Source organism: Candidatus Ornithobacterium hominis (assembly GCF_900538215.1).
Taxonomy (GTDB): Bacteria; Bacteroidota; Bacteroidia; order Flavobacteriales; family Weeksellaceae; genus Ornithobacterium; species Ornithobacterium hominis.
In genome coordinates this window covers 453,862-466,748 of the sequence record NZ_UNSD01000002.1, presented here as the reverse complement: position 1 = coordinate 466,748, position 12,887 = coordinate 453,862, and the positions used below count along the sequence as shown (strand labels likewise).

The following is a 12,887-nucleotide window of genomic DNA, read 5'->3' as shown; positions in this document are numbered from 1 at the left end:
CATAAAATTTAATTTATCATTCCTGCGGCTACGGTTTCATTGGTCGTTTCGTCTATCAAAATAACAGAACCTGTGATTCTATTGTCTCTGTATTCGTCTGTAAAAATGGGTTTGGTTGTTCTCAGTCTTACTCTTGCAATATCATTCATTTTCAATTCTTTATCCTCTTCGTTTTTGTGTAAAGTGTTGACATCTACTTTGTAAACGATTTCTTTTATCATTGCTTTCACTTCGTTTGATGTATGTCTTAGGTAATATTTGGCTTTTGGCAATGGAGCTTTATTGTTGAGCCAGCAGAGCATTACATCTACATCTTGAGTTTCTTGTGGTTTGTTATTAATTTTCACAATCATATCGCCTCGGCTCACGTCTATATTGTCTTCCAAAGTGAGCGTTACAGACATTGGGGGAAAGGCTTCTTGCAAATCTCCATCGTGTATGTGAATGCTTTTGACGGTAGATTCAAAGCCTGATGGCAACACGGATACCTTGTCTCCTACTCTCACCGTTCCGCTGGCTAAACGCCCAGCATATCCTCTAAAATCGTGGTGTTCATCTGAATGTGGGCGAATCACGGTTTGTACGGGGAAACGCATGTCTATAAAATTGTGGTCGCTGGCGATGTGAATGGTTTCTAAGGTGTTGAGTAAGGTTCGCCCTTGATACCACGGCATTTTTTCGCTTTTATCTACGACATTACTGCCATGGAGTGCTGAAATGGGAACGTATCTAATATCTTTAATCGCCATTTTTGCTGAAAACTCTTCGTATTCTTTTACGACTTTATTAAAGGCTTCTTCTGAATAATCTACCAAATCCATCTTGTTGACGCATACGATAGCATGCGGAATCTGCAAAAGTGAAGCGATGAATGAGTGCCTTTTGGTTTGTTCTACCACGCCATTGCGAACGTCTATCAAAATCAAAGCAAGATTGGCTGTGGAGGCTCCTGTTACCATGTTCCTAGTGTACTGAATATGTCCTGGCGTATCTGCAATAATGAATTTTCTTTTAGGTGTGGAGAAATAGCGATAGGCTACATCTATCGTGATGCCTTGCGCTCTTTCGTCTTTTAATCCATCGGTTAAAAGGGAAAAATCTACATGCTCTAATCCTTTCTTTTTAGATGATTCTTCTACGGCGTTTAATTGGTCTTGAAATATGGATTTAGAATCGTATAACAATCTGCCAATCAGCGTACTTTTCCCGTCGTCTACGCTTCCAGCAGTTGTGAATCTTAGTAATTCGCGTTCTTTATTGTTCATTGTTTTGGGGGTTATAAGTTTAGTGGTTGGGGAAGTTGATGGGTAACACCGTGCCTTTACCTTCTTGACTTCTTCATCGCATCTTCAACTTTAATCAAAAATATCCTTGCTTTTTACGGTCTTCCATGGCTGTCTCTCCACGCTTGTCGTCTGCACGGTTTCCTCTTTCTGTACTTCTGGTTGTAGCAATTTCATTCACTACCTTTTCTATAGTGTCTGCATCTGATTCAATTCCACCTGTGATGGTAATATCACCCAAAGTTCTGAAACGAATTTTCTTGCTCACGATTTCTTCGCCATCTCTCAATTGTAGAAATTCTGACTCTGGAATCCATGTATTGTTTCGCCAAACTACGTTTCTTTGATGAGCAAAATATAAAGGTGGTAATTGAATATTTTCTTCCATAATGTAGTTCCAAATATCCATTTCGGTGAAATTAGAAATCGGAAAAACACGGAAGTGTTCGCCCATATTCTTCCTTCCGTTGAACAAATTCCACAATTCTGGCCGCTGATTTTTAGGATCCCACTGCCCAAAATCATCTCTGTGAGAAAAAAATCTTTCTTTTGCTCTTGCTTTTTCCTCATCTCTTCTTCCTCCGCCCATTGCTGCATCAATCTTGTATTCTTCTATTGTATCCAAAAGCGTAGTCGTTTGCAAAGTATTTCTACTGGCATTGATTCCAGTTTCTTCTCTTACTCTACCTTCATCAATAGATTTCTGAACAGAACCTACAATTAACTTAACGCTCAATTTTTTGACTAAATTATCTCTAAATTGAATGGCTTCAGGGAAATTATGTCCTGTATCTATATGCACCAACGGGAACGGGATTTTGGCTGGGGAAAAAGCTTTTTTGGCAATATGTGTGAGAACAATCGAGTCTTTCCCTCCAGAAAAAAGAATCGCTGGATTATCAAACTGAGCATAAACTTCCCTGAAAACGTAAATCGCTTCGGCTTCTAATTCCTTTAAATAAGATAGTCTATAAGATGTCATGATTTTTATTTTTGGAGGTTTATTTTATGTAGCACCAAAGATAGCAATTTATCTACGCTTTCTTCGGGCTTTTCTTTTTCTGTATGAATGATTAAATCATAGGTTTTAGGAATTTCAAATGGAGCATTGATTCCTGTGAAATCTTTTATCTCACCAGCTCTTGCTTTGGCATACAAACCTTTTACATCTCGCTTTTCACAAATTTCTAAAGGCGTCTCCACAAAAATGTGCATGAAATCTTCTTTGCCTATGATTTGCTTAATTTTATCTCTATCTTCTTGGTATGGTGTAATGAATGCTGCCAAAACCACTACCCCAGCATCTACAAAAAGTTTTGCAACTTCAGCTGTTCTTCTCAGATTTTCTTTTCTATCTTGCGGACTGAAGTTTAAGTCTTGATTCAAACCAAATCGTAGATTATCTCCATCTAAAACATAAGTTTTGAATCCTTTTTGGTGCAGCTCATATTCCAAAAGATTCGCCAAAGTGGATTTACCAGAACCTGAAAGCCCTGTAAACCAAATCACCTTCCCGTGCTGATGATATTGATTTTCTCTTTTTTTTCTATCTATTTTATAATTTTGTTTTATGATATTTTTTAATTTCATGACGAATACATTTGATAATGAATAAAAATATAACTCAAACTTACGACTGAATAAATAATAGTTACAGGTATTCCGATTTTGATGAAATCTATGAATTTATATCCGCCTGGTGCATAAACCATCAAATTCGTTTGGTATCCGAATGGCGTGGTAAAACAACAACTCGCCCCAAATGCTATGGCTAAATAAATCGCGCTGGCTTCTATGTTCAAAGCTTGATTCATTTCATACGCAATGGGAAAAACAATGGAAACAGCCGCTGCATTGGTGATAAACGCCGTAAGAATTACTGTGAGAAGGTATATCCCGATGACTAAACTGATATTTCCATAAGCCGAGAAAACATGAATGACCTCATCGGCAATAAATTTAGCTCCTCCTGTTTCTATAAAAGCTGAACCCAACGCCACTGCACTTCCTAAAATAATGAATAAATCAAGATTCAGATTCTTCGATACTTCTTTTTGAGACATCAGTCCAAGCCCTAAAAAAGTGATTAATATAGTTAAAATACCAATAAAAAAAGGAATAAATCCAGCTATGACTAAACTCATCATAAAAACAGCAATCACACCAAGTGTCGTGGCCTTCCAGCGTGGCGTTTTCCCCAATTGGTCTTTGATGCCTAGTGAGTATAAATCGGTATTATTTTCTAAAGCCTTTTGAAATTTCCTCCCTGCTGTTAACATCAATAAATCTCCGTGCGACAATCGAATCTCCCCCAATTTCCCCCGCAAACGCTCTGAATTTCTGTGAATTGCTATCACCGCAGCATCATATTTTTCTCTAAAGCCAGCTTCTCTCAATGTCTTTCCTGATAAATGAGAATTATATGGTATCAATGTTTCAATGATTTCTAATTGTCCTTGTAAGTTAAACCGTTGCGTCTTGGGAAACTCAAAGCCATTTTTTTCTTTCACAATTTCTACAATCCCTGTTGTGTCTCCTGCAAAAAACAAACGGTCTGTGCTTTCTAAAACTTCCTCGGGCGCTACTGGTGATATGAGCTTCCCGCCTCGGTCAATTTCTACGAGATAAACCCGCTGCAAATTCCGTAAACCCGCCTCTTGCACCGTCTTCCCAATCTGAGCTGAATTTTGACTTAAGGATACCTCGACTAAATATTCTTTTAAGTTTTCTTTCACAAAATCAATCGGATTTTTTCTAGCCGTAAGCAGATTATACCCTGCCGTTATTAGAAAGAAAATCATAGCTAATGTCACCAAAATACCTGGAATCACAAAATCAAAAATTTTAAACCCTTCCACCCCTTTAGATTCCATAAAACCATTTAGCACTAGGTTGGTAGAGGTTCCTATCACGGTAATCATTCCGCCAGAAATCGCTGCAAAAGACAACGGAATCAGCAGCTTTGCTGGAGGAATTTTCATTTTTTTGCTCCAGCGCATCACATAAGGAATCATCATTGCCACAATCGGCGTATTATTCATCACCGATGAAATTAACGAAACCATGCCCATCATCTGAAAAAGAAACCATCTTGGCTTTTGTTGCTGTGTAAAGATTTTATCTAAATACTTGAGAATATTAAAATTAGAATTCACCCCTGCCGTAATCAGTATTAAGACAAAAATAGTCGCAATGGAACCATTGGCAAAGGAAGTGAGAAAAACCTTGTAGTCTAAAATTCCAAGTAACATTAGAATTAATGTGGCTCCGAAAAATAAATTATGTGGCCTGAATTTATCTGTGACCAAACCTACGACTAAAAGCGCCATTACCCCCAGTACAATCCACATTTGCATTTCTTCCGCTATCATCATGCCTCTAATCTATCACTTACTACAAACCATGAGCTGAGCAAATCGCCTTTATTATACTTTAATTCTTGATTTGTATCGTCTTGTAAAACCCTCGCTCTTGCTGATAAAGCTGCTTGAATAGCAATTCGCCTTAAATGATGCATTGAATTCATAATTCAATTTTGAAAGACAAAAATAAGAGATTCTAAAAAAAATTCTTGAAACAATGAATTTTTATTTAAATTTAAATTAAATCTTTAATTTTATAGGCATGAAAATCATTGTTGTTGGCACAGGTTATGTAGGCTTAGTCACTGGAGCTTGCTTAGCAGACGTCGGTATTTCTGTCACATGTGTAGATATTAATCAAGAAAAAATTAAGGCCTTAAAAAATGGTGAAATCCCTATTTATGAGCCTGGTTTAGACAAAATTGTTGAAAGAAACATCAAAGCTCAACGTTTAAACTTCACGACTCACCTCTCCGAAAACATTCAAGATGCCAACGCCATTTTTATAGCAGTGGGTACGCCACCTGATAAGGAAGGTAATGCTGATTTGCAATACGTGAAAGCTGTGGCTAAAGAAATCGGAGAAAATATGCAAGATTATTTAGTTGTGGTTACCAAAAGCACAGTTCCTGTAGGGACTTCTCAATTGATAAAAAAAACCATTGAAGAACAATTAGAAAAAAGAAATTCATCCATTGAATTTGATGTGGCTTCCAACCCTGAATTTCTAAAAGAAGGTGCAGCCATAGATGATTTCATGAAACCCGATCGTGTGGTGATTGGTGTTGAAAACGACCGTGCCAAGAATATGTTAGAAAAAATCTATAAACCCTTTCAGCTCAATGGCTACCGAATCATCTATATGGATGTCACCTCTGCTGAACTCACCAAATACACCGCAAATGCCATGCTGGCAACGCGCATCAGCTTTATGAATGATATTGCTAATATTTGTGAAAAAGTAGGTGCAAATATCAACCAAATCCGAGCTGGCATTGGAGCTGACCCCCGAATTGGGAAAAAATTTCTATACGCTGGTTTGGGCTATGGAGGCTCTTGTTTCCCAAAAGATGTAAAGGCTCTCATCAAAACTGGAGAAGAGTTAAACCATCCTTTACGAATTCTGCAAGCAGTAGATGACGTTAATCAAGACCAAAAACGAGTGCTTTTCAATAAAATTTCTAAAGCCTTTAAAAATTTAAAAGGAAAAACCATTGCCGTCTGGGGACTTTCTTTTAAACCCAATACTGATGATTTACGTGAAGCCCCTGCGATTGATTTAATTCATGATTTAGTGAAAAGTGGCGTTCGCGTAAGAGCCGTAGACCCCGTTGCCGCACACGAAGCCAAAAAAATTCTGCCTGCTGAAGTAGAATATTGTGAAGACGTTTACACCTCTGCCCAAGGTGCAGATGCCATCGCATTGGTTACAGAATGGAATCAATTTCGATTCCCCAACTGGGGTAAATTAAAAAAAATGATGAATGACTCTCATATCTTTGACGGAAGAAATATTTATGATCTAGAACTCATTGAGTCCAAAGGCTTTACCTACCACGGAATCGGGTTGTGATTTTTTTGTATTTTTTTAAGCCTTAAAAAAAAATCCTACAAAAATTTGTAGGATTTTTTTAGAATCTATTCTATCTCTTTCTCTCTAAATTTCTAAATTATTGTTGAGCCTCACCTTTTTTGAAATCCACCAATTCCATATCAAAAATCAAAGTTTCACCAGGAGCAATATCTCCTCCCATTTGGCGGTCTCCATAGCCTAAATCAGAGGGAATATAGAGTTCATACTTCCCGCCTTTTTTCATGAATTGCAAAGCCTCTACCCAGCCTTCTATCAAAGCCCCTTCTTGCAAAGGTAATTCTACAGCTTCTCCACCATTATTTTTTTCTGTACTGTCAAAAACCTTTCCTGCAACGGTTTTCCCTGTGTACTTCACTTTTACCAAATCACCAATAGTCGGCGACTCGCCCTCGCCTTCTTGTATCACTTTGTAAGCCAAGCCGCTTGGTGTAGTATTCACATCTTTTTCTTGTTTAACTTTGGCCAAATACTCTGCTCCTTCTTTTTTCTTCCCTTCTGCAGAAGCCGTTAATCTACTTTGGTAAAAAGCGTTCATTTTACTTTGAACAGAATCTATCGGAACTCTCATTTCTTTTTTGTTCAAATAATCCATCAAACCTTTGATGATTTCATCTTTAGACAAGCCTCCTTTCAAAACTTCGTTTTCTAAAGCTCCCTTGACTTGCTGCCCGAAACTAACGCCAATGGCAAAAGAGTTTTCTCTCTCTGGATTTTTTAAATAAGCATATACCCCTTTTTCAAAATCGCTTAAAATTAAGCTATCACTCATCTGAGGATTATTTTGCAAGCTCTCCACTTGTTGCCCTAAATTAATTCCAAAAGCGTAAGAGGCATCTTTACCTTCTGCAGTCAATGCTGCGTCTGTGCTTTGAGTTCCAGAATTTGCCGTGTCTTTACAACTTGAGAAAATTGCAAATACAGAAATAATTAAAAGTACTTTTTTCATTTTCTTATTATTTAATGCAAGTTTACGAACTTTTTTTAAAGCTTTAAAAAAAAGAAAAACCCTTCAAAAATTAATCTGAGGGTTTTTATCAACTAATTAACTTAAACCTATGAAAAAAATTCTATCTAGAATAAAGTTAAATAAATTTATGTACATTAAAAAATTATATTCTATAAAAAGTTTAAATAAATTTTCAATTAACTGAATGTGAGCGTTTTAACCAAACAATAAAGTAAGTGTTTAATTGAAAACACTTTATTTTCTAGGCCTTCAACCCTGATTCCGCATTAGGAAAAAATTGATTTTAAGTAAAAGCCAAACCGACCTTCGTCAGCTTGGCTTTCTCTCATTATTTATTCTACAACTTTGAAAGCTATATCGTCTTTAGCATAATGTACCGGAGGATAAAAATAAATATTAACATAGTGAGCAGTTTTTGGAAGTTTCTGTGCTTTTATCGAATGATGCGTCATCCAAGTAGGAATAATTCTAAGATTCTTTTCTCTTTCTTTTACATCAAAATAGATTATATCAGGTTTTGAAAATACTACTTGCACTTTTAATGTATAGTTCTTGGTAGTTTCATCATAAATATAATAAGCACTTGCCCAATCTTTCATTTCTTTTCCATTAATGCTAGCCCATGAAATCGTTTTAGAGATATCTCCACACCAATCTTCTTTTTTGTATTTACACAAAAAAGATGGTGTACTATGTCGTATAGAATCTTTGTAATTAGGGAAACTCAAAGCATGTAAATCAAATTCCTCTACAGGTATCCCCAAATATTTTATAATATCCCCTTTTGTTGGTTGTTCTATTATTGCATGAGCTCCTAATTTAGACGGTATATTGTAAGTAATATTTATGGTATCGCCTACTTTATAAGTATCTTTCTTCGGAGAAATTTTAATAAAATCCCTGGGATTTTCCAAATAAAAATTATAGGACATATCATCAGGATCCCAGTCAGGAAAACACCCCTGTAATACTGGTATAACAACGGCAATCTGAATTATAAGTAATAACTTTTTCATTTTTAGTAACCATAAGCGTTAAACAATTCCTCGATTTGATTACGCTGACTGTAGTTAGCGTTCTTCAAACGATTTTTCAATTCATATCCTGTGCTTTCGCCCGAGCCCATAGCCTCAAACAAAGCTCTCACAGGGTGTATGCGAGAGCTACCCAAAACTACCCTGTCTGTATTATTGTTCATAGAAATATTTTTATCAGTTTGTCCGTCTACTAGGATTATATTATCTTGGTTATTATCCGTTAAATCCCACATTAATCCATGCAAAAACCAGTTTCTTCCACCTTTGCCTGTATTCCAATTGAGATCTCTAAGACTACTATTTTGAGGAGCCTGAACCATTTTAAAATTTTCTAAATTATACTCTTCATTTGGACCGTATAAATCATAGATGATTTTATTTTGCATAAAGTTTGCCCAGCCCTCACAAAGTGCTATATTTTGTCCACTCCAAGCGCTTGGTTGTGTTCCGTTACCATATGGATCATTATTTAAATTAAGAATGTTTTCTATAGTTCTTCGAGAGAAAGTCTCCCAAAAACCTTTTCCTGCTTGTTTAGCATGAATAGCATGTGCCGCTTCATGAAATACTAATTTTTCATAAGCTAAAGTTTGTTTTTTATTATTAAAATTAAAAAATAAATCTGGATAAATTTGCGAGGATGTAATATTCAATATAGAAGCAATCGGTATAGCAACAGGTGATAACCACTTTACCCAACCTGCAAAAGCACTATTCAAACTCCCCCAAGGATATGTTTTCAACATGAGAGCCGCTCCCCTTCCTTTTCCGCCATTGAATACCCATATATTGAGTCCCTGTACTCTTTGGTTAATACCTATGTTTGACAAATAGTCATTAAATTTCTGAACAGCGTTATGTGTTGTTGCCTTGCTCCATTTGTGCGTATCACCTCGATCTACTACAAAAGTTTTCCCGTTGTTTCCTCTTCTGATATTGCCCAACTTATCGCTGGTTCTTATTCCTATGATCTCGTTCCAACTTGTTCGTATAGTAGCCGATGAACTCCTCCATGTGAAATAAACACCCATTTCTCGGCTATATCTTTCTTTACTTCTGAAATGTCCGTTGTCATCAGTATAGCAATAGCTGTTAAAAAACCAATTGTAAATCTCTATTTCTGTATTTCTCACGGGTACGTTTTTATCAACATTGGTATCATACACCAAAACATTTCCTTCAGGATAATACTTTCTACCAAAAAGCCGTATAGACTGAATCCCGCCCGGTAGGTCAAGTTCTTCTTTCAGTTGTGTTATTCTATCAGCCTTTGTTTGCAAGCCTCTGCCAGTTATTTTTATATTTTCAGGTTTTTCTGTCAAAAAAATAGCGGTAGCTTCTACCAAATCATCGGGATCATTTTCATTATCCGTCAAATACAAATCTTCTAATTTTTCATACGGAACATCAGGGAGTTTATCTGTTACTGGGATCGATGCATATAATACTGGCAACTCCTTGCTTTTTGCTCTTTTGTCCACATACTCTTCCCCATATTGCTCTATTTCATAATCCATCGGATATGAGCGGGTTACATATTTTTTGCTATCTACCAATTTAAGAAGAGTTTCCAAATGCTCTTGGTTTTCAGGTACGAAGACTACATATTGATGCGTCGGCTTCAGTTTGGTTTGTTTCAATAAATTAGCCCTCCTCGTGGTGGCTATGATATTTACAGTTTTTTGCATATTCGCTAGCGAATATGGATTTTCTTTTTGCTTCCCCAAAATTAATTCTTTACCATGATACTCTTGGGTTTCATTCTGAGAGACCTCTGTCTCTACAGTTTTCTCTTCGTTTTCACGTAAATCATCTTGATTACATGAAAAGACTGTTAAGCTAATAACAGCTCCTAATAATATTTTTTTCAGTTTCATATTCATAAATATTTATTAATAATGAATAAACAAATTTAATCATTATTTAGAGATAAAAAAGATTTATATGTATTTTTTTATAAAAAACTGAAATACAGATAAATAAATACATAAAAACAAATCATGATATAAGGATTAATTTTCTATGAATAACATTATTCTTAACATAAAATTTGATCATAAAAACTGATGAGATTCATAGAAATTATAGATACTCCGCTTACTTTACCAATCAAGAATGTTCTATGGTAGATGTCTGGAGAACCTATCGTATGCATGGAGATACTGAAAATAGAATAAAAGAACTCAAACAGGACTTTGGGATTATCCTATAGACCTAAATAAAAATTTGCCTATCGCGTAATCTGGATTTAAAAATTATTTGGCATACTTACTTAAATTGTATCTTTGGGGCATGGCAAATTATCTAGACGAGTTAAATGAAGTTCAGAAATTAGCGGTACAAGCCACCCAAGGCCCTGTGATGGTGATTGCTGGTGCGGGATCTGGGAAAACACGTGTTTTGACTTACCGCATCGCACATCTTATAAATAACGGAGTTGATGCTTTTAATATCTTGGCTCTTACGTTTACCAATAAGGCCGCCCGCGAAATGAAAGAAAGAATCGCTAAAGTGGTAGGCGAGTCTGAAGCTAAAAGCATATGGATGGGGACTTTTCACTCAGTTTTTGCTCGAATTTTGCGTGTCGAGGCGCCCCGCTTGGGCTACCCTTCTAATTTCACGATATATGATCAGCAGGATGCACTTTCGGTGATGCGAAAAGTGATTAAAGATTTACAACTGGACATCGATGTTTATAAACCTAAAACCTTGCTGCATCGCATTTCTCAGTTTAAAAATAATCTAATTACCGTTAGAGCTTATTACAACAATCCAGAGCTGATGGATGCTGATGCCGCTGCTCTGAAGCCCAAAACGGGAGAAGTTTACCAAGCTTATGTGGAACGTTGTTTCAAATCTGGTGCTATGGATTTTGATGACTTATTATTGCGTACCAATGAGATTTTGACTCGGTTTCCAGAGGTTTTGGCAAAATATCAAGAGCGTTTTAAATACATTCTTGTTGATGAGTATCAAGACACAAATCATTCTCAGTATCTGATTGTGAAGGCTTTAGCCTCTCGCTATGAGAACATCTGTGTCGTAGGTGATGATGCGCAGAGTATTTATGCATTTCGTGGCGCAAATATTCGAAATATTTTAAACTTTAAAAAAGATTATAATGATGCTCAATCTTTTGCACTGGAACAAAACTACAGGTCTACACAAAATATCGTCAACGCTGCCAATAACATCATCAAAAACAACCGCGATCAGCTAGAAAAAAATGTGTGGACAGCCAATCAAAAGGGAAATAAAATTCCAGTTTATCGTGCATTGACTGATGCTGATGAGGCGAGGTACATTACTTCTAAAATTTTTGAACTGAAAATGAATGAAAATTTTCAAGAAGAAGATTTTGCTATTTTGTACCGAACCAATGCACAATCTCGAGCGCTAGAAGAAGCGCTGAGGAAAAAAAACATTCCGTACCGAATTTATGGTGGCATTTCATTCTTTCAGCGAAAAGAAATTAAAGATTTGGTTTCCTATTTGCGCTTATTGGTGAATAAAAAAGATGAAGAAGCGCTTTTGCGTATCATCAATTACCCTAAGCGTGGTATTGGAGACTCTACAATACAAAAATTGCTGGTGTATGCCGATGAGCATCACTTGAGTTTATTTGAAGTGATGGAAAATCTCAATCAGCATGGCCCACGTTTAGGTGTTTCATCAGGAGTCATCAAAAAACTTCATGATTTTACTACCATGATTCAAAGTTTTGGTGTTTTATTGAAGAACAATAATATTTATGATCTAGGTTTGCAGATAGCCAAACAAAGTGGTTTGCTCAATACGCTGAGAGAAGACGAAACGCCTGAAGGAATCACCCGAATGGAGAACTTGCAGGAGTTGCTTAACAGTATGCAAGGCTATGCAGAAGAGCAAGAACAGCTAGAAGACGGCGACCCTAGTTTGCAAGGTTTCTTAGAAAATATTGCGCTAGCAACTGATGCTGATAACGAGAATGAAGATAGCAACAAAGTAGCTCTGATGACGGTGCATTTAGCTAAAGGTCTAGAGTTTCCTGTGGTTTTTGTAGCAGGTTTGGAGGAGAATCTTTTCCCTTCACAAATGAATCTCAATACACGCCAAGAGCTGGAAGAAGAGCGTCGCCTGTTTTATGTTGCGCTTACCCGTGCTGAGCAGCAAGCTTTCTTGACTTATTCGGTTTCTAGAGCTCGCTGGGGGAAAATCATCGATGCCGAACCTAGCCGATTTCTAGAGGAAATCGATGATAAATTCCTTGATTGGGTCAATCCTGCACCCATTTCTACTTTTAATAATAGTGGTTTAGACGAATCTATTTTTGGAGGTCAACCGATTTCTCATTTTGAACGAAAAAGACCAAAAGATTTTCAGAAAAAGAAACTCAATCTTTCCTCAAAAAAGGATTTAAAGCCTTTAGAAAAAGCCAAAATTCAGCAAGGGGTTTCTGCTCACCAAGAGTTAAAAGTCGGGCAAAAAGTGATTCACGACCGATTTGGCCGCGGAGAAGTTAAAGCACTTAGCGGTGAGCCTAGCAATGAAAAGGCTACCATTTTATTTGAAACGAGTGGCGAAAAAAATCTTTTGCTGAAATTCGCAAAACTTCGAATTTTAAATTAAAATTTCTAGAAACAAAAAAACCACTTACATTCCTGC

General features: G+C 36.6%; 10 protein-coding genes and 1 pseudogene. 3 read left to right on the top strand and 8 right to left on the bottom strand.

Translation table 11 applies throughout. The features are described 5' to 3' along the window. Window positions 1-8 precede the first annotated feature (8 nt). The 5 genes from cysN to D5J18_RS08765 form a co-directional block, all read right to left on the bottom strand. Window positions 9-1,265: a sulfate adenylyltransferase subunit CysN gene (cysN, locus tag D5J18_RS02405; RefSeq protein WP_119057415.1), complete on the bottom strand. Its 1,257-nt coding sequence runs from the start codon at window positions 1,263-1,265 to the stop codon at window positions 9-11. 94 nt (window positions 1,266-1,359) lie between these two features. Further along, complete coding sequence (gene cysD, locus D5J18_RS02400) at window positions 1,360-2,265, bottom strand: sulfate adenylyltransferase subunit CysD (RefSeq protein WP_119057414.1); 906 nt, start codon at window positions 2,263-2,265, stop codon at window positions 1,360-1,362. A 5-nt stretch (window positions 2,266-2,270) separates the two neighbouring features. Next, window positions 2,271-2,873, bottom strand: a complete 603-nt coding sequence (gene cysC / locus D5J18_RS02395) for an adenylyl-sulfate kinase (RefSeq protein ID WP_119057413.1) — start codon at window positions 2,871-2,873, stop codon at window positions 2,271-2,273. Then, window positions 2,870-4,657, bottom strand: a complete 1,788-nt coding sequence (locus D5J18_RS02390) for an SLC13 family permease (protein ID WP_119057412.1) — start codon at window positions 4,655-4,657, stop codon at window positions 2,870-2,872. The genes cysC and D5J18_RS02390 overlap by 4 nt, the downstream gene beginning before the upstream one ends. After that, entirely contained in the window at window positions 4,654-4,809 is a 156-nt protein-coding gene (locus D5J18_RS08765) for a hypothetical protein (protein ID WP_165844942.1), read from the bottom strand. The genes D5J18_RS02390 and D5J18_RS08765 overlap by 4 nt, the downstream gene beginning before the upstream one ends. A gap of 98 nt (window positions 4,810-4,907) precedes the next feature. Between D5J18_RS08765 and D5J18_RS02385 the strand changes: the two genes are divergently transcribed. Then, on the top strand, window positions 4,908-6,218 hold the full coding sequence (locus D5J18_RS02385; protein ID WP_119057411.1) for a UDP-glucose dehydrogenase family protein: 1,311 nt from the start codon (window positions 4,908-4,910) through the stop codon (window positions 6,216-6,218). 97 nt (window positions 6,219-6,315) lie between these two features. On the opposite strand, the gene bamJ is transcribed toward D5J18_RS02385, so the two are convergent. The 3 genes from bamJ to D5J18_RS02370 all read right to left on the bottom strand — a co-directional run bounded on the left by bamJ (window position 6,316) and on the right by D5J18_RS02370 (window position 10,120). Continuing rightward, window positions 6,316-7,185: a BamJ family beta-barrel-assembly machinery protein gene (bamJ, locus tag D5J18_RS02380; protein ID WP_119057410.1), complete on the bottom strand. Its 870-nt coding sequence runs from the start codon at window positions 7,183-7,185 to the stop codon at window positions 6,316-6,318. Between the two features lie 353 nt (window positions 7,186-7,538). Beyond that, window positions 7,539-8,222, bottom strand: a complete 684-nt coding sequence (locus D5J18_RS02375) for a hypothetical protein (protein WP_119057409.1) — start codon at window positions 8,220-8,222, stop codon at window positions 7,539-7,541. 2 nt (window positions 8,223-8,224) lie between these two features. Then, window positions 8,225-10,120 carry a hypothetical protein gene (locus D5J18_RS02370; RefSeq protein ID WP_133298089.1) on the bottom strand — a complete coding sequence of 632 codons (1,896 nt, stop codon included), beginning with the start codon at window positions 10,118-10,120 and terminating at the stop codon, window positions 8,225-8,227. A 188-nt stretch (window positions 10,121-10,308) separates the two neighbouring features. Here D5J18_RS02370 and D5J18_RS08970 point away from each other — a divergent pair. Together D5J18_RS08970 and D5J18_RS02360 are read left to right on the top strand one after the other, a co-directional pair. Next, window positions 10,309-10,443 (top strand): annotated as a pseudogene (locus D5J18_RS08970) (IS1380 family transposase); the annotation flags it as partial. A gap of 92 nt (window positions 10,444-10,535) precedes the next feature. Further along, the gene (locus D5J18_RS02360; protein WP_119057407.1) at window positions 10,536-12,851 is read left to right on the top strand and encodes an ATP-dependent helicase; all 2,316 of its coding nucleotides are present in this window, start codon (window positions 10,536-10,538) and stop codon (window positions 12,849-12,851) included. Window positions 12,852-12,887 lie beyond the last annotated feature (36 nt).

Bases quoted from the DNA above. Each gene is read 5' to 3' on its own strand.
- D5J18_RS02385 (WP_119057411.1), top strand. From the start codon at position 4,908: ATGAAAATCATTGTTGTTGGCACAGGTTATGTAGGCTTAGTCACTGGA.
- D5J18_RS02390 (WP_119057412.1), bottom strand. From the start codon at position 4,657: ATGATGATAGCGGAAGAAATGCAAATGTGGATTGTACTGGGGGTAATG.
- bamJ (WP_119057410.1), bottom strand. From the start codon at position 7,185: ATGAAAAAAGTACTTTTAATTATTTCTGTATTTGCAATTTTCTCAAGT.
- D5J18_RS08765 (WP_165844942.1), bottom strand. From the start codon at position 4,809: ATGAATTCAATGCATCATTTAAGGCGAATTGCTATTCAAGCAGCTTTA.
- D5J18_RS02370 (WP_133298089.1), bottom strand. From the start codon at position 10,120: ATGAAACTGAAAAAAATATTATTAGGAGCTGTTATTAGCTTAACAGTC.
- cysC (WP_119057413.1), bottom strand. From the start codon at position 2,873: ATGAAATTAAAAAATATCATAAAACAAAATTATAAAATAGATAGAAAA.
- cysD (WP_119057414.1), bottom strand. From the start codon at position 2,265: ATGACATCTTATAGACTATCTTATTTAAAGGAATTAGAAGCCGAAGCG.
- D5J18_RS02360 (WP_119057407.1), top strand. From the start codon at position 10,536: ATGGCAAATTATCTAGACGAGTTAAATGAAGTTCAGAAATTAGCGGTA.
- D5J18_RS02375 (WP_119057409.1), bottom strand. From the start codon at position 8,222: ATGAAAAAGTTATTACTTATAATTCAGATTGCCGTTGTTATACCAGTA.
- cysN (WP_119057415.1), bottom strand. From the start codon at position 1,265: ATGAACAATAAAGAACGCGAATTACTAAGATTCACAACTGCTGGAAGC.